The organism is Nocardioides sp. (genome assembly GCF_036503465.1).
Lineage (GTDB): Bacteria > Actinomycetota > Actinomycetes > Propionibacteriales > Nocardioidaceae > Nocardioides.
The window spans coordinates 1-22,545 of record NZ_DASXWU010000053.1; the positions used below are offsets into that span (position 1 = coordinate 1).

Below are 22,545 nucleotides of genomic sequence, written 5' to 3' on the forward strand. Positions count from 1 at the left end.
CGTCAACCGGCACACGACCGCCGGGTGCTCCCGAGAACCACCCGGGCATGGCGAGGGCCCGGTCGCCATGACCGGGCCCTGCGTCGGGAGGAGGGCTACGCCGTCAACGGCGCGCTGCGTCGGAGCATCACGACGTACGCGGGGCGTACGCGGTACCTGCGTTGCCGGGCCCAGAGGGGGGTGAGGGAACGGTCGCGGTTCGCCAGCTCAGCCGTCCGGCTGATCCGGTCTCCCAGGCAGTCCTCGCACGGACGGCCGTGGGCACCATGGGGGGATTTGGTGCACATCGGTGTTTGCCTCCTTGTGCCTTAAGAGACGGTCAACTCCGTACGTGTGACGCGGCGTCCGGCAAAGAGATCTCGTCCGGCCGACCGGGCACCGGCCGAACTGACGCGATCGGTCGTGCGAGACACCGTGGCCAGCTGGATTCGGCAGTGCGCAGGCGGGTTCGCGCGCGGATCCGCACCGTGTCGCCGGCCCGGTTTTACCTTCGGGGAGTGATGAGCGGGACGGTCGGAGGCCGTCAGGACGCCGAGACCAGCTCGAAGGCGCGCCACATCGCGGCGTACCGGCCGTCGCGCGCGACCAGGTCGTCGTGCGTCCCCTCCTCGAGGACCCGGCCCTCCCCGAGCACGACGATCCGGTCGGCGGTGCGCGCGGTCTGGAGGCGGTGCGCGATCAGGATCGTGGTACGCCGTCCGGCCACCGCTGCCATCGCGGCCGACACCCTCGCCTCGGTCGCCAGGTCGAGGTTTGCGGTCGCCTCGTCCAGGAGCAGCACGGCCGGGTCGACCAGCTCGGCCCGGGCGAGCGCGATCAGCTGCCGCTGCCCGGACGAGAGCGACGTGCCCCGCTCGGAGATCTCGTGGAGGTACCCGCCGGGCAGGGTGGCGATCAGGTCGTGCGCCCCGACCGAGCGCGCGGCGGCCTCGACCTCGGCGTCGGTCGCCTCGGGCCGGCCGTAGGCGATGTTGTCGCGGATGGTCCCGGTGAAGAGGAACGACTCCTGCGGCACGTACCCGAGCCTGCGGCGGAAGTCGTGCAGCGACAGGGTGCGTAGGTCCTGCCCGTCGAGGGTGACCGATCCGGAGTCCGGGTCGTAGAAGCGGCTGATCAGCTTGAGCACCGTCGACTTGCCGGCCCCGGTCTCGCCGACGAGCGCGACCGTCTCGTGGGCGGCCACGTGGAGGTCGAGGCCGCGCAGGGCCTCCGGCGGCTTCCGGCGTACGACGGTCGCGCCGGTGGGCACGCGGTCGGCCGGGCCCCGCTCCTCGGCCACGAGCTCGGCCTGGGGGTAGGTGAAGTGCACGTCGCGCAGCGCGAGCTCGCCGCGCACCTCGCCGAGTGGTCCACCCAGTGTCACCGGGTCGACGGCGTCGGGCGTGATCGTGCGGAGCCGCATCAGCTCGGAGATGCGGCCGATCGAGACCCGGGTCTGCTGCCAGGAGTCGAACACCGAGGAGAGCTGCTGGATCGGGGAGAAGAACATCGTCAGGTACAGCAGGAAGGCGATCAGGACACCGGTGGTCAACCGCCCCTGCTCGATCAGGTGCGACCCGACGCCGAGCACGATCACGTCGGCGATCGCGGAGAGGAAGAGCACGAACGGGAAGTACGTCGCGATCGTGCGCTGGGCCTGCGCGCGGCCGTCGTAGTAGCGCCGACCGAGCCGGTGGAACCGCTGCCGGGTGAGCTCCTCGTGGACGAACGCCTGCGCCTCGCGGATGCCGGACAGCGACTCCTGGAAGTCGGCGTTCACGACCGCGAGCGCCTCGCGCACCACGTCGTACAGCTGGCTCGTGACGCGGCGGAAGAACGCCGTGGCGATCGCGAGCGGGACGATCACCGTCAGCGTCCAGAGCGCGAGCTCGAGATCCATCAGCAGCAGGGCGATGCCGACTCCGACGAAGGTGACCAGCGAGACGAGTGCTTGAAGCAGGCCGTTCTCGATCAGCGTCTCGAACTGGTCGACGTCGGTGGTCATCCGGGTCATGATCCGGCCCGCCATCTCGCGCTCGTAGTAGTCCAGCGACAGCCGTTGGAGCTGCGCCCAGATGCGGATGCGCAGACCGGCCATGATGCGCTCGCTGGTGCGGCCGGTGATGAACGTCGAGGCGATCTGGTCGAGCAGGTCGGCGAGCGCGACCACGAGGAACGCCGCGGAGGCCCACCACAGCACGTGCGGCGCGCCGGCCTCGACTCCGTGGTCGACGCCGATCCGCACGAGATAGGGACCCGCGAGCCCGGCGAGCGCATCGAGGACGACCAGCGCCAGGCCGAGCCCGAACGACCACCGGAACTCCTTGACCAGCCGCCACATCGAGAAGTCCGGGTCGGCCTTGGTCTCCTCGGCCAAATCCGGCGTGAAGGTGTCGCGCACCGGCGGCAGTGCCTCGACCCGTGCGAGGAGCTCCGGGGTGGGCGCGAGGTCGAGTCGCCGGCCACCACCCATGCCGCCGAACCCGCCGCCCATCGCGGGCCGGCGCGCCATCCGGGCGGCGGCGCGCTCCGTCGCGTCGCGGACCGCCTCGGCACGGTCGCCGGTGCCGCGCCGCCAGGCGGCGGGTGTGATGTCCACCTGGGTGAGGGTCTCGATCGAGTCACCGACGGCGCGGGCGGCGTCGTCGTCGAGCCCGGTCAGGAGCTCTCGGTACTCGCGGTTGCGCGCCATCAGCTCCTCGTGGGTGCCGTGGTCGGCGACGCGTCCGCGGTCGAGGAGGACGACGCGGTCGGCGAGGCCCAGGGTCGAGAGGCGGTGGGCGACGATCAGGCTGGTCCGGCCGGCGAGGACGTGGCGGAGGCGGGCGAAGATCCGCTCCTCGGTCGCCGCGTCCACCGCGCTGGTGGCGTCGTCGAGGACCAGGATCCGCGGGTCGGACAGGATGGCGCGGGCCAGTGCCACGCGCTGACGCTGGCCCCCGGACAGGCTCAGGCCCCGCTCGCCGACGCGCGTGTCGTAGCCGTCGGCGAGCTCGAGGATGAAGTCGTGGGCGCCGGCGACGCGTGCCGCCTCCTCGATCTCCTCGCGGGTGGCGTCGGGGTGGCCGTAGGCGATGTTGGCCGCGATGGTGTCCGAGAACAGGAAGCTCTCCTCGAAGGCCGCACCCACCTGGCTGCGGAGCGAGCGCAGCGTGACGCGGCGTACGTCGTAGCCGTCGACCAGCACCTGTCCCCGATCGGGATCGAGGAGGCGGTGGACCAGCCGGGTCGCCGTCGACTTGCCACTGCCGCTGGCGCCGACCAGGGCGACCCGCTCGCCGGGTCGCACGTGGAGGTCGAGCCCGTCGAGCACCGGCTCCTCGTCGTAGGCGAACCCCACTCCTCGCAGCTCGATCTCACCGCGGATCTCCTCGAGGTCGACGGCGTCCGGGGCGTCGACGATCCCGGGCTCCAGGTCGAGGATCTGGAAGATCCGCTCCACGCCGGCTCGGGCGAGCTGCCCGACCGTCAGCACGCCTGCCAGCTGGCGGGCCGGGGCGACGAACTGCCCGACGTACGCCGAGAACGCCAGGAAGGTGCCGATCGAGATCCGGCCGTGCAGCGCCATCCAGCCGCCGAGCGCCAGCACAGCGACCTGCGCGAACACCGGGATCGACTCGAGCAGCGGCTGGTAGCGGGCCTGGAGCCGCGTGGCGCGCATCCGCACGCCGTACAACGTCTGGACGATGCCGACCATCCGCCGGAGCTCGCGCTCCTCCTGACCGAACGCCTTGACCACGCGGACACCGTTCACGTCCTCGTCGACGACCTCCGCGACCTCGCCCTCGCGCTGCTGCCCGTCCCAGGAGGCGGGGAAGACCTTGATCCGCATCCGGTACGAGACGACGAACAGGGCTGGAGCGATCACCAGCCCCACCAGCGCCAGCAGCGGCGAGAGGACGAGCATGATGGTCAGCGAGACCACCATCATCAGCAGGTTGCCGGTCATCAACGGCAGGAAGTTCAGCAGCCCCTGGACGAGCGCCGTGTCGCTGTTCGCGCGGGCGACGATCTGGCCGGTGCTCAGGTGGGAGAGGCTCTGCTCGTCGAGGGTGAGCAGGTGGTCGTGCATCCGGTTGCGCAGGTCGTACTGCACCGCGATCCCGACCAGGCCGCCGCGGTAGCGGCGCAGGTAGGCGAACGCGAACACGAGGCCCGCGATCCCCACCAGGAGGAGCAGCCAGGGCCACAGCCGCGCACCGTCCTGACCGATCACGTCGTCGACGATCTTCCGCGCGACCAGGGGTACGACGGCCTGGCCCAGGCTCCCGAGCACCGCGGCGGCGAACGAGATGAAGACGTTCTTGCGGTGGGTCCAGACCTGGCCGGTCAGCCTGCGGATCCACCCGGGCTTGCGGTCCGGCTGTTCCTGGCTGGCTGACATGCGGCGGCGCGATCCCCTCTCGAATCGACGGAAGTCTAGTGAGGAGGTCGTACCCGTCGTTCGAGCCTGGCCCGGGTGGTCGAGCCAGGAGAGCAGGCCCGTGTCGAGCCGGTCACTCGGCGCGTGAGGCGAACGATCGGCCAGGACGTCCCTAGCACGAACGTTCGTACACCCGACTCAGTCCTCTCTGGTGCACGCCCAGGCCGGATGAGGAAGTCCGCGCCCGAGCGAACGGCCGCTTGGCGGCGTCGGCGCGGCGGCGTAGGAATGGCCCATGAGTCTCGGATGCTGCAGCTTCGTCCCCCCGTTCCTCCTCGAGCGGATCGCCGCCTCGACGCGCGACGCGGCAGACCACTGCCGGCTGACCCTCGCCCGCGACGCCGAGCTGCGGGAGGGGCGCCTCAGGTCGAGCGGGACAGCGACGGCACCGCCGGCGACGCCGGCGACCGAGGCCGCCGCCTGGGTGGTCCACACCGCCAGGAACGGGTCCGCCCTGCCGGGCGACGTCGTCCGTCAGCCCGGGGAGCCCGCCTCGGGCGATGCCGCGGTCGACGAGGCCGCCGACGGCATCATGGACACGCTGGCGATGTACGCCGACGTCTTCAGCCGCGCGTCGTACGACGGGAACGGGGCGCAGGCGGTGCTCACGGTGCACTACGAGCAGAACTACGACAACGCGTTCTGGAACGGCGAGCAGCTGGTCTTCGGCGACGGCGACGGGAAGATCTTCGGCCGCTTCACCAAGCCGGTGGACGTGCTCGGCCACGAGTTCACCCACGCGGTCACCCAGTTCACGGCGGCGCTCACCTACCAGGACCAGCCGGGTGCTCTCAACGAGTCGGTCAGTGACTGCTTCGGCATGTGCGTCAAGCAGCGCGTGCTCGGCCAGACCGCCGACCAGGCCGACTGGCTGGTCGGGCAGGGCATCTTCCTGCCGGGAGTCAACGCCCGGGCGCTGCGCGACATGGCCCACCCCGGCACGGCGTACGACGACCCGACGCTGGGCAAGGATCCTCAGGTCGGGGACACGAAGGACTACGTCCACACCTCCGACGACAACGGCGGCGTGCACACCAACTCCGGCATCCCGAACCGCGCCTTCTATCTCGCCGCGACCGCCATCGGCGGCAACACCTGGGAGGGTGCGGGCCAGATCTGGTACGCCGCGCTGACGGGTGGCCAGGTGAGCGCCGACACCGACTTCGCCGGCTTCGCCGCTGCCACGATCGCCGCCGCGGGCGACCATGACGACGCGGTGCGCCAGGCGTGGCAGACGGTCGGTGTCGACCCGACCGGCACGAGCACGCCTCCTGTCGGCGGTACGCCGAGTGCGACCGACGTCGTCCGCGTGCGCCGTACCGGCGGGATCGCCGGCCGCACGGTCGAAGGGTCCGTCGACCTGGCCGCCGACGGCCCCCGTGCCAACGCCGCGCGTGAGCTCGTGGACCGGATCGACCTGACCGGCCGGGTCGAGACCGAGACGTTCCCCGACGCGTTCAGCTACACCTTCGAGGTCGGTGGTCGCTCGGTGACGGTGCCGCAGCAGCACCTCAGCCCCGACCAGCGCGCGCTGGCCGACCTGCTTCTCAGCGCCGACTGACGGCTCCGGCCAGCGCGCGGTCGAGCGCGGCGTTCACGTGCAACGTCGTGCACGGGTAGACGGGGAGTTCGGCGTCGGCCTGCTTGACCAGCAGTTCCAGCTCGGTGCAACCGAGCAGCACGCCGCCCACGCCCGCGTCCCACAGCTCCTCGAGCACGCCGAGCACCCGCCGGCGTGTGGCGTCGACGACCCGTCCGTGGACGAGCTCGTCGTAGATCGCGCTGTTGAGCATCTCGTGGTGACGGGCGTCCGGCATCACGGTCTCCACACCGTGCCGGGCGAGACGCTCGGCGAAGAACCCGTCCGACATGGCCACCGTGGTGCCGACGAACCCGACCTTCGTCACGCCCTGTGACCTGACCTCCTCGGCCACCACGTCCCCGAGGTGGAGCAGCGCAATGCCGACGCCGGCCTCGATCTGGTCGGCGACCTTGTGGAACGACGTGGTGCACAGCAGCAGGAAGTCCGCACCGCCCTGCTCCACCCCGCGCGCAGCGGCGGTGAGGAGGTCTCCGATCTGCGGCCACCGCTCGGCGTCCTCCAGCGCGGTCAGCTCGGCGAAGTCCACGGTGCTGAGCACCAGCTTGGGCGAGGACAACCCGCCGAGCCTCTGCTGCACCCCGAGGTTGAGGTCGCGGTAGTAGACCGCGGTGCTCTCCCAGCTCATCCCGCCGACCAGGCCGATCGTCTGCATGGGCAGCAGTCTCGCCGTCGGGCATCCCCGACGACAGCCGGGTCCCACGGGTCAGACGCTCAGTGGTAGCAGCACCTACTCGCGGTGGACCTTGTGCTGGGCCGCCTGGGCGCGCGGCTTGATCACCAGCTCGTCGATGTTCACGTGGGACGGTCGGGTGGCGATCCAGGCGACCGCGTCGGCGACGTCCTCGGCCACCAGCGGCTCGGCGACCCCGGCGTAGACGGCGTCCGCCCTCGCCCTGTCCCCCTTGAACCGGATCGTCGAGAACTCCTCGGTCCGCACCATGCCCGGAGCGATCTCGCTGATCCGGATCGGCTCGCCGACCAGCTCCAGGCGCAGGGTCTCGGTGACGACCTGGGTGCCGTGCTTGGCCGCCGTGTAGCCGGCTCCGCCCTCGTAGGCGATCCGTCCGGCGGTCGAGCCGAGGTTCACGATCAGCCCGTCGCCGCTCGCGCGCAGCGCGGGGAGCAGTGCCTGCGTGACGTTGAGCAGGCCGAGCACGTTCACCTCGTACATCCGGCGCCAGTCCTCCGGGTCCGCCTCCGCCACCGGCTCCATCCCGAAGGCGCCGCCGGCATTGTTGACCAGGACGTTCAACGTGTCGCCGATCGCGGCGGCGAGCCCGGCCACCGACTCCCGGGAGGTCACGTCGCAGGTGACGGCGGTGCCGCCGATCTCCGCGGCGAGCGCCTCGATCCGGTCGGTACGGCGCGCCGCGCACCACACGGCGTACCCCTCATCGGCGAGCGCGCGGGCGGTCGCCGCGCCGATCCCGCTGCTGGCTCCGGTGACGACGGCGGTACGACGGCTCACCCGGCCGATTCTGCCTCTCACCGACTTGCCCCGTGACCCGTGGTCCGCGTGGGTGGCACACTGTTGGGCCCATGGGACGCCATGCCGAAGCCTCCGGGACCCCCCTCGACCTCCGAAGAACGGCTCAGCTCACAGGCCTGACGGGCGGGGTCGCCTGGGTGGTGGCCTTCTTCCTTCCCGACGGCGGGAGGCTCCAGGGCTCGGTGCTCTGGGTCGGCGCGGTGCTGCTCACGGTGGCGCTCTTCGACCTCGGGCTGCTGCTGGTGCGCAGTGACGTGCTCGCGCTCCGGGTCTTCGTCGCGCTCGCCCTGCCGACCCTGGTCTGGGGAGTGTTCGGGCTGGTGCACGGGTCGGCCGCCGACCCGGGTCTGGTCGACGCCGTTTTCGGAGCGATCGTGGGCCTGGTCTCGGCCGTCCGCCTCGGCCAGCACGACGGCGTACCCCGCGCGACGCTCTGACGTGCGCGGCGGCCGGTGGTTGCGTGACGCTCGCAGAGCTCGCTCCTCAACCACCGAATTCCGCGCTCACCGGTGGTTGGGGGAGCCGCCGAGTCCTGCGATCACCGGTGGTTGGGGAAGGCGCCCTGGCGCCTGTCTCGAAACCACCGGTCGGGAATGCATGACCGAAACCCGCGGTTGCAGCCGTTCGGGCCCGAGGTGCGGTCCGGGAGGGAGTACGCCGTGCAGCTCACGGAGGCCGACGCGGTCCGCCGGGTGGCGATGATCAGCGTGCACACGTCGCCGCTCGACCAGCCGGGGACCGGAGACGCAGGGGGCATGAACGTCTACGTCCTCGAGCTCTCGCGTCGTCTCGCCGCGGCCGGCATCGAGGTGGACATCTTCACCCGCGCGACGTCGTCCCGGCTCGACCCGGTCGTCGAGGTCGGCGACGGGATCACGGTCCGCAACATCCACGCCGGACCGTTCGAGGGGCTCGGCAAGGGGGAGCTTCCGGGGCAGCTGTGCACGTTCGCCCGTGAGGTGCTTCGCACCGAGGCAGGACTGCCGCTCGGCCACTACGACGTCGTGCACTCCCACTACTGGCTCTCCGGTCAGGTCGGCGCGCTGGCCCGCGACCGGTGGGGCGTCCCCCTCGTGCACACGATGCACACGATGGCCAAGGTCAAGAACGACGCGATGGCGGTCGGAGACAGTCCGGAGCCGCCGGCCCGGATCATCGGCGAGGAGCAGGTGGTCGAGGCGGCCGACATGCTGATCGCGAGCACCGACCTCGAGGCCAAGCAGCTGATCAACCTGTACGACGCCGATCCCGGCCGGGTCGAGGTCGTGCACCCCGGCGTCGACCTCAACGTGTTCCGGCCGCGTGACACCCATGCGGCGCGCGAGCATCTCGGCCTGCCGGCCGATGCCCACGTCGTGCTGTTCGCGGGGCGGCTCCAGCCGCTCAAGGCCCCCGACGTGCTGCTTCGCGCGATCGCCCGCCTGGCCGACCACGAGCCCGGGCTGCGATCGCGACTCGTGGTCCCGATCGTGGGCGGACCGTCCGGTACGGGCCTCGAGCATCCGGAGGGACTGGCCGAGCTCGCGGCCGAGCTGCGGATCGACGACCTCGTGCGGTTCGTCCCGCCGGTGCAGCCGGCCGAGCTCGCCGTCTGGGACGCGGCGGCATCCGTGGTGGCGGTCCCGTCGTACAACGAGTCCTTCGGCCTCGTCGCCGCCGAAGCCCAGGCCGCCGGAACGCCGGTCGTCGCCGCCGCGGTCGGCGGGCTCACCACGGTGGTCGAGAACGGCGTCAGCGGCCTGCTGCTCGACACCCACGGGCCGGCGGAGTGGGCCCACGCGATCGGCCGGATCCTCCTCGACGACGCGCTGCGCGCCCGCCTCGCCGCCGGCGCCCGCGCCCGTGCCGGTGCGTTCTCCTGGGAGGAGACCGCGGAGCGCACCCTCGACGTCTACGAGCGCGCCCGCGCCGCACTCCGGGCCGCGGTCTGACGGCGATCGTGGCAGGGTCGTCCCATGAGCGACCCGAGCGACCCGGTCGAGGTACTGCGGGACTACCTGACCGACAACGACCTCGAGTACGAGGAGCGTAAGGGCTCGTTCAGCTTCGCGCTGCCGGGCGAGCGCAAGCTCCAGACGCCGGTCCGCGTCGACATCGGCCCGCACGCGCTCGGCGTCCACGCCTTCGTCTGCCGCAACCCCGACGAGAACCACGAGCGCGTCTACCGCTGGCTCCTCGAGCGCAACCTCAGGACGTACGCCGTGTCGTACGCCGTCGACCACCACGGCGACATCTACCTCGACGCGCGCCTCCCCCTGGCCTTGGTCACCTCCGAAGAGATCGACCGGCTCCTCGGGTCGGTGCTCACCCAGGCCGACGGCAGCTTCAACACGATCCTCGAGCTCGGCTTCGCCTCCTCCATCCGCAAGGAGTGGGAGTGGCGCAACCTCCGCGGCGAGTCGACCCGCAACCTCGAGGCGTTCCGCGGCTGGCTCGAATCCGGGGCGACGCCCGACCCTGAAGGGCTCTAGCGTGACCAGGTGGTCTGGCCCTTCTTCGACCTCCGCATCACCTGCGGCGAGGTGCTGCTGCGCGGGGTAACCGACGCAGACCTCCCGGCCCTGGTGGCCGCCCTTCCCGACGACCTCGAGATGAACCCGGCCAACGAGCGCTTCGCCACGCTCTCGCCCGGGGACGACCGCCGCCGCCAGCTGGTCACCGAGATCTGGAAGCACCGCGGCACCTGGTCACCCGACTCGTGGTGCCTCGACCTCGCGGTCGAGGTGGATGGTCGGGTGGTGGGCGTCCAGGCCCTCGAGGGCGAGCAGTTCCCGCTGCTGAGGACGGTCGACTCGTTCTCGTGGCTGTCGACCGAGGTGCGGGGTCGTGGCTTGGCCACCCTCATGCGCACCGCGGTGCTGACGCTGGCCTTCGAGCATCTCGGCGCGGAGCTTGCCGTGTCGTCGGCCCGCACCGACAACACCCCGTCGCTGGCCGTCTCCTACCGCTTGGGGTACGTCGACAACGGCCTCAGCCGGACCAACACCCCGACCGGTCCGTTCGACCTCCAGCACGTGCGGCTGACCCGCGAGCACTGGGTCGAGGGCGGCCGATCCGCCGAGGTCAGCGGGGTCGAGGCCTGCCTACCGTGGTTCGGCCTCGGCGGGGCCGGTCAGCGGTGAGCAAGGCTCCATCTCAGGAGCCGGAACGGGTCCGGCCTCACCGCTCGTCTGCGCAGCGGGCGTCCGCGTCTTGCGCCGCGCGATCGCGACGCCGACCAGGGCGAGCGCGCCACCGGCGTACGCCATGCCGGGCGGGGTCTCGCCCAAAAACACCCAGCCCATCAGGATCGTGATCGGCGGCACGAGGTAGGTGGTGATCCCGAGGTTGCTGGCGGTCATGTGCCGCAGCGCGAACGCGTACGTCGTGAACGCGATCGCCGTCGGGAACAGCCCGAGGTAGACCACCCACCAGATGTCGGACGCCGACGCGTGACGGGTGGCGTCAACGAGCTGTCCGGCGAACGGGAGGCAGGCCACGGCGCCGACCGTGCAGGCCAGCCAGGTGACGTGGATCGCCGAGAGCCGCGAGACCAGGGGCTTCTGGATCACCAGGGCGATCGAGTAGACGAGCGCCGCGAGCAGGCAGAGCAGCACGCCGACGAGGTCGTTGCGGCCGCCGGGCTGCGAGAGACCGATCAGCACCACGCCGGCGAACGCCAGGACCAGGCCGATGGCCAGCCACGGCGTGAAGCGCTCCCCGAGGAACAGCGTCGCCAGCACCGCGATCAGCACCGGCGAGATCTGGATCAGCATCGCCGACGTACCGGCGTCGACGTGGTGCTCACCCTGGTTGAGGGCGACGTTGTAGACGCCGAACCACAGCACCCCGATCGCGACCAGGCCCAGCCAGTCGCGGCCGCTGGGTCTCGGCAGCCCGCGCGGCACGGCCACGGCACCGAGCGCGACCGAGCCGACCAGCAGCCGGCCGAGCGACAGGGCACCGGCCGAGAAGTCCGCGCCGAGGTGGCGGATCGCGACGAACGCGGAGGCCCAGAGGAGCAGGGTGGTGGCGACGGCTGCCAGCGGCAGCCAGGGGCGTTCGGACAGGGGCACCCACCCAGCCTAGGAACCACCACCGACAGCGCTCATGCGGCTATCGGACGCGGCGTCGCGGATAGTACGGATCACCCGGACGGTCGGAGCCTGCCGAGGCACCGGCCGCGTGATCCGTACTATCCGCTCGCGGGAAGATGGGCGGCATGCGCGTCGCACTGATGGTCACCTGTGTGAACGACGCGATGTTTCCCGGCACCGGCCGCGCCGTGGTCGACCTGCTGACCCGGCTGGGGGTCGACGTGGAGTTTCCGACCGCGCAGACGTGCTGTGGGCAGCCGATGGTGAACACGGGGTACCTCGACGAGGCGGTGCCCGTCGTACGCACCTTCGTGTCGGCGTTCGAGGGGTACGACGCAGTGGTGGCGCCGTCGGGGTCGTGCGCGGGGTCGGCGCGGCATCAGCACCGGCTGGTGGCGGAGCGTTCCGGTGATCCCGGCCTGGTCACGGCCGCGGCCGAGGTGAGCCCGAAGGTCTACGAGCTGAGCGAGTACCTGGTCGACGTGCTGGGCGTGACCGACGTGGGCGCGTACTTCCCGCACCGCGTGACCTACCACCCGACCTGCCACTCGTTGCGGCTTCTGGGGGTCGGTGACCGGCCCCGACGCCTGCTCGAGGCGGTGCGTGGGCTCACGCTGGTCGACCTGCCGGGTGCGGAGGAGTGCTGTGGGTTCGGGGGGACGTTCGCGGTGAAGAACGCCGACGTGTCGGTGGCGATGGGCGCGGACAAGGCGCGGCACGTGCGCGAGACCGGCGCCGAGGTACTGGTGGCGGGGGACAACTCGTGCCTGATGCACGTCGGGGGGTTGCTGTCGCGCGAGCGGTCCGGCGTACGGGTGATGCACCTGGCGGAGGTCCTCGCGTCGACCGAAGGTGCGTCGTGAGCGCGACTTTCGTCGGGATGCCGGCGTTCCCGGCGGCCGCGCGCGAGGCCCTGGCGGACGCCCAGCTGCGGCACAACCTCACGCACGCGACGCACACGATCCGGGGCAAGCGGGCGCGGGCGGTGGGTGAGGTTCCCGACTGGGATGAGCTGCGGGACGCCGGTGCCGCGATCAAGGACCGCGCGCTGCTCGCCCTCGACGAGCAGCTGGTGCGACTGGAGGAGTCGCTGACCGAGCGCGGCGCCGTCGTGCACTGGGCACGGGACGCCGCGGAGGCCTGCCGCGTCGTGGCCGATGTCGCGAAGGCCCACGGGGTCGACGAGGTGGTCAAGGTGAAGTCGATGGCGACCCAGGAGATCGGGCTCAACGAGGCGCTCGCCGCCGAGGGCATCTCCGCCTGGGAGACCGATCTCGCCGAGCTGATCGTGCAGCTGGGCGACGACCTGCCCTCGCACATCCTGGTGCCGGCGATCCACCGCAACCGGGCCGAGATCCGGGAGATCTTCCGGTCTCGGATGGGGGCGTCCGGGCGGCCGGCTCCCGACGACCTCGCCGACGACCCCGGTGAGCTCGCGAACGAAGCGCGGCTGCACCTGCGCGAGAAGTTCCTGCGCGCGAAGGTCGGTGTCTCCGGGGCGAACTTCGCGGTCGCCGAGACCGGGACGCTGGTCGTGGTCGAGTCGGAGGGCAACGGCCGGATGTGCCTGACCCTGCCCGAGGTGCTGGTCTCGGTGGTCGGGATCGAGAAGGTGGTGCCGACCTGGGCGGACCTCGACGTGTTCCTGCGGCTGCTGCCGCGGTCCTCGACCGGGGAGCGGATGAACCCCTACACGTCGATGTGGCACGGCGTCACCCCGGGCGACGGCCCGCAGGAGGTGCACGTCGTGCTCCTCGACAACGGCCGCACCCGTGCCCTGGCGGATCGGGTCGGGCGCCAGACGCTGCGCTGCATCCGCTGCTCGGCGTGCCTCAATGTCTGCCCGGTGTACGAGCGCGTCGGCGGCCACGCCTACGGATCGGTCTACCCGGGCCCGATCGGCGCGATCCTCAACCCGCTGATGCGCGGAGTCGGGACCGATCCGCAGGTCGACTCGCTGCCCTACGCGTCGTCCCTGTGCGGTGCCTGCTACGAGGTCTGCCCGGTCAAGATCGACATCCCCTCGGTGCTCGTCGACCTCCGGGCGCAGGTCGTCGACGCACATCGTGGCGCTCGACGGCCGAAGGCCGAGGCCGTGGCCATGGCGGCGACCGCGTGGACACTGTCGGACTCGCGGCGCCTGGCCCGCGCCGAACGCGTCTCCGGGCGCACCGGCCGCTGGTGGGGCCGGCTCGCCTCGCTTCCGGGGCCCGGTCGGCGCTGGACCGCCGCGCGTGACCTGCCCGACCCACCGCGGGAGTCGTTCCGGGCGTGGTGGAGGCGTGCCCACCGATGAGCGCCCGCGAGGAGATCCTGGGCCGGGTGCGGTCGGCCCTGGCCGACGCCCCGGCACCACCCGCTGTGGCCGTGCCACGTCGTACGCCGGACCCGGCCGCCGACGTGGTCAGCCTGTTCTGCGAGCGGGTCGCCGACTACCGGGCGACGGTGGAGCGCTGCGCCGCCGACGAGCTGTCCGTCCGGTTGCGCGCCGCTCTGCCCGAAGGAGCACGCGTCGTCGTACCGGCCGACCTCGACCTCGAGGTTCCCGGTGCCGTGGTCGACGAAGGGATGCCGGCCATCGACCTGGACGCCGTCGACGCGGTCGTGACCCGGGCCCGGGTCGGCATCGCCGAGACCGGCACGATCGTGCTCGACCACGGCCCGGGCCAGGGTCGCCGTGCGATCACGCTGGTGCCCGACCACCACCTCTGCGTCGTCGAGGCCTCCCAGGTCGTCGCCGACGTTCCCGACGCCGTCGCGGCCCTCGAGCCATCCCGGCCGCTGACCTGGATCAGCGGCCCCTCCGCCACCAGCGACATCGAGCTCGACCGGGTCGAAGGTGTGCACGGCCCCCGGCGGCTCCACGTGATCGTGGTCGACTGAGTGCCGCTCCACCCCGGGACCGGGCCTCGGGTGCCGGGTGGCGCGAGGGCCCGACACAAACTGGCCCACGGACGGCCGGCGCTGGCCGGTCCGGCCGCTCTGTAGGCCAGTTGGTTCGCCGGTCGGCGGCCCCGGGATGGAGCGAGACGGATCCCGGCTTCCGGATGAACCCGGCGGCCGGCTGCACCGTATTTCCTGGTGGGTGGACCGGTCCCGTGGTCGACCCCCCGATCGCGGGTCAGGCGGTCGCCCTCGCACCGGAGGCGATGATGATCCGTCGATTCCTTGTCGCCGCACCCGTGGTCGTCGTGCTCAGCCTGAGCGCGGCGGTCCCCGCGGTTGCGGCGGATCCCCCAGGAACGGGGCTTCCCCTGCAGTCCTGCCAGGACCTGGAGCCCCACACCCCCGGCAACTCCGCCACCAGCCCGGGCTCACCGTTCAACGAGCCCGGCATCAACAGCGTCAGCGGCGGGACGGGAGGTCAGCACTACTCCGAGACCTCGCAGTACGACGTGGCCTGCTTCCAGATGGCCATGACCGGACACTGACCGGTCCTGGATCGGTAGCGTCGGGGTCAAGGGTGGTGACCCCGATCGCTACAGCTCCAGCTTGTAGCCCAGGCCCCGCACCGTGACCAGCATGGTCGGGTGCGACGGGTCCGGCTCGAGCTTGGCCCGCAGCCGCTTGACGTGGACGTCGAGCGTCTTGGTGTCACCGACGTAGTCGGAGCCCCAGACCCGGTCGATGAGCTGGCCCCGGGTGAGCACGCGACCCGGGTTGCGGAGGAACAGCTCGAGCAGCTCGAACTCCTTCAGGGGCAGCCGCTGTGGCTCGCCGTTCACGGTGACGACGTGGCGCTCGACGTCCATCCGGACCGGACCGGCCTCGAGTGTCGTCGGCGCGAGGTCGGGCTCGAGCCCGCGGCGGAGCACCGCGCGGATGCGGGCGACCAGCTCGCGCGGTGAGTAGGGCTTGGTGACGTAGTCGTCCGCGCCGAGCTCGAGGCCGACGACCTTGTCGACCTCGTCGTCCTTGGCGCTGACCATGATCACCGGCACGTTCGAGACCGCGCGGATCTGCCGGCACACCTCCGTGCCCGGCAGCCCGGGCAGCATCAGGTCGAGCAGGACGATGTCCGCGCCGTTGCGGTCGAACTCCGAGAGGGCCTCGGGTCCGGTGGCGGCCAGGGACACGTCGTACCCCTCCTTGCGGAGCATGTACGACAGGGCGTCGGCGTAGCTCTCCTCGTCCTCGACGACCAGGACTCGGGTCATGACGGGCGCTCCTCGTGCTGGGGCCGGGGGAGGGAGAGGGTGAACGTCGAGCCCTGGCCTTCCAGGGACCACACGCGTACGTCGCCTCCGTGGGTCGCCGCGACGTGCTTGACGATCGAGAGCCCGAGCCCCGTTCCGCCGGTGGATCGGTGTCGGGCCGGGTCGACGCGGTAGAACCGCTCGAAGATCCGGTCCTGCTCGTCGTGGGGGATGCCGATGCCCTGGTCGACCACCGAGATCTCGACCATGTCCTCGTGCGGCTTGGCCGAGACCAGCACGGTCGAGTCGTCGCCCGAGTAGGCCACCGCGTTGGCGACCAGGTTGGTCACGGCGGCGGAGACCTGCTCCTCGTTGCCGAAGACGGTGAGCCCCGGCGTACCGCCCGTGACCAGCGAGATGTGCTTGTTCGCGGCGTCCATCTCGGTGACGTCGATCGACCGCTTGACCACCTCGTCGACGTCCACCACGACCGGCGCCTCGAGCGGCTCGTCCCCCTGGAGGCGTGACAGCTCGATGATCTGCTGCACCATCCGCGACAACCGGTCGCTCTCGGTCAGCATCCGTCTGGCGAAGCGCTCCACGGCTTCGGGATCGCCGGACGCGTCCGTCACGGCCTCGGCGAGGAGCTTGATCGCGCCGACGGGCGTCTTCAGCTCGTGGGACACGTTGGCGACGAAGTCTCGACGTACGGCCTCGACCCTGCGCTCCCGGGTGCGGTCCTCGACCAGGGCGAGCACGAGCCGCGAGCTCAACGGGGCGACCCGAGCCGTCACGGTCCTCGGCGGACCGCTCGGCCGGGGCAGGGTCAGCTCGGCCTCGCGGATCTGCCCGTCCCGGCGTACCTGCCGGACCAGCTCGGCGAGCTCGGTGGACACGAGCCGGTCGCCGCGCACCAGCCCGAACGCGAGGGCCGGCGCGGAGGCCTTCACGACCTGGTCCTCGTCGTCGATGACCACGGCGCTGCTACGGAGCACCGAGAGCACGGTGGCGACCCCGGCCGGCAGGATCGGCTCCTCGCCGTGCGGGACAACCGCCTGCTGACGTTCGCTGACGTGCCAGGCCAGGACGGCACCACCGGCGACGACGGCCCCGATGAGCGCGGCCAGGAAGGCCTGCGTCGTGGGGCTCACGACCAGATCGTACGCAGCGTGACACCCGGGATTCGCCCTCGGACGTGGTGCTCACGCAGTGTTCACGAGGCGTTCACCGGGCGTCCCCGTCCGGACACCTCCGACACCTAGCGTGCCCGGCATGCGTGAAGCGTTCCACGAGCAGCTCGAGTCGATCTTCTCCGACCTGGCGGAGATCTGCCGGGAGGTCGAGACGTCCGTGCGCCAAGCCACACGGGCGCTCCTCGACGGCGACGCCGGGGTGGCCGAGGAGGTCATCGCAGCCGACGCAAAGATCGACGCCGCCCGCCAACGGGTCGACGACGCGGCGTTCTCCTTGCTCTCGCTCCAGCAGCCGGTCGCCGGCGACCTGCGCGTCGTGGTCTCCGCGTTGCGGATGGTCAGCGAGCTCGAGCGGATGGGTGACCTCTCGGTGCACGTCGCCAAGATCGCGAGGCTGCGGGTGCCGGACGTCGCGGTGCCCGAGGAGGCGCGACCGACCATCGCCCGGATGGGCGAGGTCGCCGAGGACATGGTGCGCCGCGTCGGCGCGGTGATCGTCGAGAAGGACGTCGACGCCGCGGTCGAGCTGGACCGGGACGACGAGGAGATGGACCAGCTCCGTCGCGGCAGCTTCACCCAGCTCCTGGGCGACGACTGGCGGTACGGCGTCGAGGCCGCCGTCGACATCGCCCTGCTCGGGCGGTACTACGAGCGGATCGCCGACCATGCGGTGTCCGTGGCCAACCGGGTGGTCTTCGTGGTGACCGGGGAGTTCCCAGCGGCCGGTGCGGCCTCGGCCGGCTGAACGGCGAGACCCTCTGGTCACTCCAGCCTCATCGGAGGCGGACTGCTTGCACCTCTCGGGGTTGCAACAGCCGAGAAGTGACGGGATACCCGGCGAACCGGGTATCCCTGCGCGGCCTACCGCCCTTGCCTCGCCACCGCGGCAGCTGCCTCGGCGGCGGCCTCGGGGTCGAGGTAGCGACCGCCGGGGACGGTCGGCTTCAGGTCGTCGTCGAGCTCGTAGACCAGCGGCATTCCGGTGGGGACGTTGAGCCCGGCGATGTCGTCGTCGCTGATCCCGTCGAGGTGCTTGACGATCGCCCGCAGGCTGTTCCCGTGGGCTGCGACGAGCACGGTGTGGCCGGCCCGCAGGTCCTCGGCGAGCGGGCCGTCCCAGTAGGGCAGCAGCCGGCCGATCACGTCCTTCAGGCACTCCGTCCGGGGCAGCTCGGCGCCGAGGTCGGCGTACCGGACGTCGTGGGCCTGGGAGTACTCGTCGTCGTCGTCCAGGGATGGAGGGGGTACGTCGAAGGAGCGGCGCCAGAGCATGAACTGCTCCTCGCCGAACTGCTCCAGGGTCTGCTTCTTGTTCTTGCCCTGGAGCGCGCCGTAGTGCCGCTCGTTGAGGCGCCAGCTGCGTCGGACCGGGATCCAGTGCCGGTCGATGACGTCGAGGCCGATCACGGCGGTGCTGATGGCGCGACGGAGCAGCGAGGTGTGGACGACGTCGGGAAGGATGCCGGCCTCGTGCAGCTGCTCACCGCCGCTGAGCGCCTCGGCCTCACCCTTCTCCGAGAGCGCCACGTCGACCCAGCCGGTGAAGAGGTTCTCGGCGTTCCAGACGCTCTCGCCGTGGCGGAGCAGGACCAGGGTGTGGGTCATCAGCTGGACGAGCCGCTGGGCGACGATGTGGTGCCGGTCGGCGACGGTGACGTCGTACCGCTCGGGGATCCCGTCGGTGAGCCGGACGGTGACTCGGTCGATGACGCGGAAGGCGACTCGGTGGGCGACGGGGTCGCGATGTCCAGTCCCGACCACTGCCCGTCGTCGAGGACCACCGGCACACTCAGGTCCGCCGTCTCGCCGTTGTCGAACTCGAAGGAGATGTTGACGAACTGACCCAGGGCGAACGAGCCGCTGACCGGGATGCCCTTCTTGGCCGCGAGGTTGCGCAGCGTGTTCGGCTTCAGCGTGAACGGCCTGGCCTCGACGTTCGCGATCGCGGTGTTGTCACCGGTCGCCGACTGCATCGCGATGGTCTTGGTCGGGCTGCTGTTGACGAACGTCGCCACGAAGGTGCCGAGGTTGGGCTGCTTGGCCACCACGACGGCGTTCAGGATGTCGACGGTGCCGTCGCGGTAGTCGACGCCCGAGACCGGGTTGTTGATGCGGTCGGTCGGGTAGTTGAAGCCGCACCCGGTGAGGGCGGCCGAGGCGGCGAGGCCGGCGGCTCCGAGCGCGAGGCTGCGTCGCAGGTTCACGGGCGACACAGTAGCGGGCGTCACCGGTGCCTCTCGTGGCGACCACCAGGCCGGGCATCGTGTCGACGACCGGCCTGCTACTGGGACAGGCCGAGCGTGCTGCCGAGGGCGACGATCACGCCGATCACGATCGCGCAGTACAGGCCCGCGAGCACGAGCAGCCTCGGCGCGCCGACCCGCAGCGCCAGGCGGAGCGGGACGTGCCGCCGTCCGGCGCGGTTGTCGTCGACCAGCCCGCGTAGCGAGCTCAGGACGTGCACCCCGATCCCGAGGAAGGCGGCGGCGACGGTCATCGGGATCGTCGGCGGATGGCCGTCGGCGCCGCCACCCCACCCGCCGTACGAGAGGTACGCCGGGTAGAGCGCGAAGGCGATCGCCCACGGGAGCCAGGACAGCCGGCCGCGGCGCAGCAGCCGGTTGCCGAGCACGCCGACCGCCAGGGACAACAGGTAGGACAGCCCCGCGTCGATGCCGCCGGAGAGCGAGAGCGGGATGACCAGCAGGACGGCGCAGGCGAGCCAGAAGCCGAGGGTCCCGCGATCGAGGGTGCCGGCCACGAGTGGCTTGGTCGACCGCTGGTCGCCGCGGTCGGAGGCCTCATCGACGAGCTCGTTGTCCCAGCCGAGCAGCGCCTGGCCGACCAGGACGGTGACCCCGACCAGGGCGATCTCCCGCGCCGCACGACCGGACGCCGCGGCGGCCACGGCCATGCCGAGAGCGGTGACCACTGCCCGTCGCGGGTGCGCGGCCCGGACCAGCGCGACAGGCGTCAGCCGTGCGATCCCGCGGCCCCGGTCCGGCGAGCTCTCCGGGGTCGACGCCGTCATGCCCGCAGTATCCGGCATGGCGGCGGCGACCCCACGGCGTACCCGGGCGACACGCAGGAGCCCGCGGGGCCGTCGACAGGCACATCGGTGTCCGATCTGTCAAGCCGAGAAACCGCCCCTGACCTGCGGAGACGTAAAAGAGGCGCAGCCGTTCGCGTGTTAGAATGGTCACCTAAGAAGGGTGGTACTGAACAATATGTCTTTCACCGTGGGCGAAACGGTTGTGTATCCCAATCACGGGGCTGCAGTCATCGAAGACATCGAGACGCGGAAGATCAAGGGGGAGGACAAGCAGTATCTCGTCCTTCGGATCGTGGCTCAGCAGGACCTCGTGGTCCGCGTCCCCGCCTGCAACCTCGACCTGGTCGGCGTACGCGACGTGGTCGACAAGGACGGGCTCGATCGAGTCTTCGACATCCTGCGCGCAGCGCACGTCGAGGAGCCGACCAACTGGTCGCGTCGCTACAAGGCGAACCTCGAGAAGCTGCACAGCGGCGACGTGATGAAGGTGTCCGAGGTCGTCCGCGACCTGTGGCGCCGGGAGCGTGACCGCGGTCTGTCCGCCGGCGAGAAGCGGATGCTGGCCAAGGCCCGCCAGATCCTGGTTTCCGAGCTGGCGCTGGCGGAGAACACCAACGAGGACAAGGCCGAGGCGATTCTCGACGAGGTCCTCGCCTCCTGATTCGGTTTGAGAGCCGATCGACGAAGGCCCTGCCCACTCCGGTGGGCGGGGCCTTCGCCATGTCGGGGTCTGTCGGTTTCACCGGTACACCGGGGAACACTGACGTTCTCGGGGAAAACTTCGGCCAGGAAGGTCATGAATCCCCGGTGAACCGGGGAAACCGACGCGCCCGTACCATCCGGCCATGGAGGACCTCGGGCCCGTGGCGTGGGGGGTGGTCGTGGAGCGTGACCGCGGGTCGCTGCCGTTCGCACTCCTGCACGGCGAGCCGCTGGTCGCATGTGCGGCCTGGGCGATGGGCGAGGCCGGCATCCAGCTGCTCGACCTCACCACACCCTGGGAGACCGTCCGGCACGGCGGGATGCCGCTGGTCTGGCACGACGCGCTCTGCCCGATGGCGCCGCCGGACTTCCTGGCCGCGTGCGTACGCCGTTCAGTTATCGCGGGCGTGGTCGTCGCCGGCGTGCTGCCGGTCACCGACACGGTCAAGGAGGTCGAGGAGTCGCCCGACGGTCCGGTGGTGGGGACCACGCACGATCGAGACGGGCTCCGCCGGCTCGCCACGCCCTTGGTGCTCCCCGCCGCGCTCGTCTCGCAGCTCGAGGACTGGCCGTCGGCCGACCTCCGGGTGGCGCTCGCCGATCTACGAGCCCGTCACGAGGTGGAGCTGATGACCGCGCCGACCGCAGCCCGTCGTGTGCACGACGCCGTCGACGTCGCAGCGCTGGAGGCCCTTACCGGGCGATGAGCGCCTCGGCGACGGTGAAGTCGTCGGTGACGGTGAGCTTGACGTTGCCCGCGGTGGAGTCCACCGCAGCCACCTGGAGCTCGGTGTACCGAGCCAGGATCCCGGCGGTGTCCGTCGCCTCGAACCCGTCGGCCCGGGCCGCTCGATGCGCGGCCAGGAGATCGGTCGCCCGGAACGCCTGCGGTGTCTGCACCCCGACCAGCCGCTCGGGCAGCGGGGAACTCTCGGCCGCGACGAGGTCGTCGAAGGGCACGACCGGGATGGCGCCACCCACCCGCTCGGCCGCAGCGAGCACTGCCTCGTAGAGAGCGACGCCCGCGAGTGGCCGGGCGGCGTCGTGCATCGCGACGACGTCGATCTCGCCGGCCCCGATCGCGGGTTCGAGCACGGACAGCGCGGCCCATTCGGACAGATGCCGGGTGGCGCCGCCGGTGACCATCGCGACCTCCGGCCCGTCGTCGTCGAGGTGCGGCTCGACCACCGTGCGGACCGCGTCCTGCTCGCCGTCACGGACGACCAGGACGACGCGATCAACCCCCGGCACCGACCGCGCGGTGCGCACCGACCGCGCGACCACCGGGACGCCTGCGAGCGGGAGCAGGACCTTGTTGACCTCCGCGCCGACCCGGGTCCCTGCTCCCGCGGCCAGGACGACGACGGCTGCTCTCATGAGCTCTTCTGCCGGGAGCTCATCGATGGACCAGGGCGGTCGCGATCGCCGCGATGCCCTCGCCGCGGCCGGTCAGGCCGAGGCCGTCGGTCGTGGTCGCCGAGAGGGACACCGGGGCGCCGATCGCCCGGGACAGCGCCGCCGTCGCCTCGTCGCGCCGAGGGCCGAGCCGCGGGCGCGTACCGACGACCTGGACGGCGACGTTCGCGATCTCATAGCCGGCGCGCCGTACCCGGGCGGCCGTCTCGGTCAGCAGGGCGACGCCGGAGGCACCCGCCCACTCCGGCTCCGCGGTGCCGTAGTTGCTCCCGACATCGCCGAGCTCGGCCGCCGAGAGCAGGGCGTCGCACATCGCGTGGGCACAGACGTCGCCGTCGGAGTGTCCCTCCAGGCCTCGCGGCTCGTCAGGCCAGGCGAGGCCGGCCAGGTGCATCGGTACGCCGTCGGCGAGGCGGTGGACGTCGGTGCCGATGCCCGTTCGCACTCCGTAAGAACTGTCGGCCACGGTCCCGATC

Annotated in this window: 23 protein-coding genes; 12 read left to right on the top strand and 11 right to left on the bottom strand. The window is 71.5% G+C overall.

From position 1 onward, the window contains the following. Positions 1-523: 523 nt before the first annotated feature. Positions 524-4,363: an ABC transporter ATP-binding protein gene (locus VGK78_RS09350; RefSeq protein WP_331527348.1), complete on the bottom strand. Its 3,840-nt coding sequence runs from the start codon at positions 4,361-4,363 to the stop codon at positions 524-526. A gap of 274 nt (positions 4,364-4,637) precedes the next feature. Between VGK78_RS09350 and VGK78_RS09355 the strand changes: the two genes are divergently transcribed. After that, the gene (locus VGK78_RS09355) at positions 4,638-5,963 is read left to right on the top strand and encodes a protealysin inhibitor emfourin (RefSeq protein ID WP_331527349.1); all 1,326 of its coding nucleotides are present in this window, start codon (positions 4,638-4,640) and stop codon (positions 5,961-5,963) included. Here VGK78_RS09355 and VGK78_RS09360 read toward each other — a convergent pair. Together VGK78_RS09360 and VGK78_RS09365 are read right to left on the bottom strand one after the other, a co-directional pair. Continuing rightward, on the bottom strand, positions 5,950-6,657 hold the full coding sequence (locus tag VGK78_RS09360; protein WP_331527350.1) for an aspartate/glutamate racemase family protein: 708 nt from the start codon (positions 6,655-6,657) through the stop codon (positions 5,950-5,952). The genes VGK78_RS09355 and VGK78_RS09360 overlap by 14 nt on opposite strands. Positions 6,658-6,732: 75 nt before the next feature. Further along, positions 6,733-7,473 carry an SDR family NAD(P)-dependent oxidoreductase gene (locus tag VGK78_RS09365; protein WP_414690662.1) on the bottom strand — a complete coding sequence of 247 codons (741 nt, stop codon included), beginning with the start codon at positions 7,471-7,473 and terminating at the stop codon, positions 6,733-6,735. Between the two features lie 71 nt (positions 7,474-7,544). On the opposite strand from VGK78_RS09365, the gene VGK78_RS09370 reads away from it, so the two are divergent. From VGK78_RS09370 to VGK78_RS09385, 4 genes are all read left to right on the top strand, one after another. After that, on the top strand, positions 7,545-7,931 hold the full coding sequence (locus tag VGK78_RS09370; protein WP_331527351.1) for a hypothetical protein: 387 nt from the start codon (positions 7,545-7,547) through the stop codon (positions 7,929-7,931). Positions 7,932-8,192: 261 nt separating this feature from the next. Then, entirely contained in the window at positions 8,193-9,425 is a 1,233-nt protein-coding gene (gene mshA / locus VGK78_RS09375; RefSeq protein WP_331527419.1) for a D-inositol-3-phosphate glycosyltransferase, read from the top strand. A gap of 24 nt (positions 9,426-9,449) precedes the next feature. Then, the gene (locus VGK78_RS09380; protein WP_331527352.1) at positions 9,450-9,965 is read left to right on the top strand and encodes a YbjN domain-containing protein; all 516 of its coding nucleotides are present in this window, start codon (positions 9,450-9,452) and stop codon (positions 9,963-9,965) included. A gap of 9 nt (positions 9,966-9,974) precedes the next feature. After that, positions 9,975-10,616, top strand: a complete 642-nt coding sequence (locus tag VGK78_RS09385; RefSeq protein ID WP_331527353.1) for a GNAT family protein — start codon at positions 9,975-9,977, stop codon at positions 10,614-10,616. Here VGK78_RS09385 and VGK78_RS09390 read toward each other — a convergent pair. Then, positions 10,578-11,549, bottom strand: coding sequence for a DMT family transporter (locus VGK78_RS09390; RefSeq protein WP_331527355.1), 972 nt, complete (start codon positions 11,547-11,549; stop codon positions 10,578-10,580). The two genes, VGK78_RS09385 and VGK78_RS09390, sit on opposite strands and share 39 nt — an antisense overlap. 137 nt (positions 11,550-11,686) lie before the next feature. Between VGK78_RS09390 and VGK78_RS09395 the strand changes: the two genes are divergently transcribed. The 4 genes from VGK78_RS09395 to VGK78_RS09410 all read left to right on the top strand — a co-directional run bounded on the left by VGK78_RS09395 (position 11,687) and on the right by VGK78_RS09410 (position 15,001). Further along, positions 11,687-12,433, top strand: a complete 747-nt coding sequence (locus tag VGK78_RS09395; RefSeq protein ID WP_331527356.1) for a (Fe-S)-binding protein — start codon at positions 11,687-11,689, stop codon at positions 12,431-12,433. A gap of 17 nt (positions 12,434-12,450) precedes the next feature. Continuing rightward, positions 12,451-13,866, top strand: coding sequence for a LutB/LldF family L-lactate oxidation iron-sulfur protein (locus tag VGK78_RS09400; protein WP_414690663.1), 1,416 nt, complete (start codon positions 12,451-12,453; stop codon positions 13,864-13,866). Beyond that, positions 13,863-14,453: a lactate utilization protein C gene (locus VGK78_RS09405; protein WP_331527358.1), complete on the top strand. Its 591-nt coding sequence runs from the start codon at positions 13,863-13,865 to the stop codon at positions 14,451-14,453. Before VGK78_RS09400 ends, VGK78_RS09405 begins: the two co-directional genes overlap by 4 nt. 215 nt (positions 14,454-14,668) lie before the next feature. Then, the gene (locus VGK78_RS09410; RefSeq protein ID WP_331527359.1) at positions 14,669-15,001 is read left to right on the top strand and encodes a hypothetical protein; all 333 of its coding nucleotides are present in this window, start codon (positions 14,669-14,671) and stop codon (positions 14,999-15,001) included. A 48-nt stretch (positions 15,002-15,049) separates the two neighbouring features. Here the strand turns inward: VGK78_RS09410 and VGK78_RS09415 are convergent, their stop codons facing one another. Continuing rightward, positions 15,050-15,727 (bottom strand): response regulator transcription factor, encoded by a 678-nt coding sequence (locus VGK78_RS09415; RefSeq protein WP_331527360.1) that lies wholly within the window; start codon positions 15,725-15,727, stop codon positions 15,050-15,052. Then, positions 15,724-16,857 carry a sensor histidine kinase gene (locus VGK78_RS09420; protein WP_331527361.1) on the bottom strand — a complete coding sequence of 378 codons (1,134 nt, stop codon included), beginning with the start codon at positions 16,855-16,857 and terminating at the stop codon, positions 15,724-15,726. Before VGK78_RS09420 ends, VGK78_RS09415 begins: the two co-directional genes overlap by 4 nt. A gap of 121 nt (positions 16,858-16,978) precedes the next feature. Here VGK78_RS09420 and phoU point away from each other — a divergent pair, with 121 nt between their 5' ends. Then, the gene (phoU, locus tag VGK78_RS09425; RefSeq protein ID WP_331527362.1) at positions 16,979-17,644 is read left to right on the top strand and encodes a phosphate signaling complex protein PhoU; all 666 of its coding nucleotides are present in this window, start codon (positions 16,979-16,981) and stop codon (positions 17,642-17,644) included. 116 nt (positions 17,645-17,760) lie between these two features. Here the strand turns inward: phoU and VGK78_RS09430 are convergent, their stop codons facing one another. The 3 genes from VGK78_RS09430 to VGK78_RS09440 all read right to left on the bottom strand — a co-directional run bounded on the left by VGK78_RS09430 (position 17,761) and on the right by VGK78_RS09440 (position 19,930). Continuing rightward, on the bottom strand, positions 17,761-18,504 hold the full coding sequence (locus VGK78_RS09430; RefSeq protein ID WP_331527363.1) for a phosphoglyceromutase: 744 nt from the start codon (positions 18,502-18,504) through the stop codon (positions 17,761-17,763). Next, positions 18,504-19,103 carry a hypothetical protein gene (locus tag VGK78_RS09435; protein WP_331527364.1) on the bottom strand — a complete coding sequence of 200 codons (600 nt, stop codon included), beginning with the start codon at positions 19,101-19,103 and terminating at the stop codon, positions 18,504-18,506. Before VGK78_RS09435 ends, VGK78_RS09430 begins: the two co-directional genes overlap by 1 nt. Before the next feature lie 77 nt (positions 19,104-19,180). Further along, positions 19,181-19,930, bottom strand: coding sequence for a UbiA family prenyltransferase (locus VGK78_RS09440; protein ID WP_331527365.1), 750 nt, complete (start codon positions 19,928-19,930; stop codon positions 19,181-19,183). 196 nt (positions 19,931-20,126) lie between these two features. Here VGK78_RS09440 and VGK78_RS09445 point away from each other — a divergent pair, with 196 nt between their 5' ends. Continuing rightward, positions 20,127-20,612, top strand: a complete 486-nt coding sequence (locus VGK78_RS09445) for a CarD family transcriptional regulator (RefSeq protein ID WP_331527366.1) — start codon at positions 20,127-20,129, stop codon at positions 20,610-20,612. Positions 20,613-20,796: 184 nt separating this feature from the next. Beyond that, positions 20,797-21,360 carry a 2-C-methyl-D-erythritol 4-phosphate cytidylyltransferase gene (locus VGK78_RS09450; RefSeq protein ID WP_331527367.1) on the top strand — a complete coding sequence of 188 codons (564 nt, stop codon included), beginning with the start codon at positions 20,797-20,799 and terminating at the stop codon, positions 21,358-21,360. Here VGK78_RS09450 and VGK78_RS09455 read toward each other — a convergent pair. Then, entirely contained in the window at positions 21,347-22,030 is a 684-nt protein-coding gene (locus VGK78_RS09455; protein WP_331527368.1) for an IspD/TarI family cytidylyltransferase, read from the bottom strand. The genes VGK78_RS09450 and VGK78_RS09455 overlap by 14 nt on opposite strands. A gap of 19 nt (positions 22,031-22,049) precedes the next feature. Continuing rightward, positions 22,050-22,535, bottom strand: coding sequence for a 2-C-methyl-D-erythritol 2,4-cyclodiphosphate synthase (gene ispF, locus VGK78_RS09460; RefSeq protein ID WP_331527369.1), 486 nt, complete (start codon positions 22,533-22,535; stop codon positions 22,050-22,052). Between the last annotated feature and the right edge of the window lie 10 nt (positions 22,536-22,545).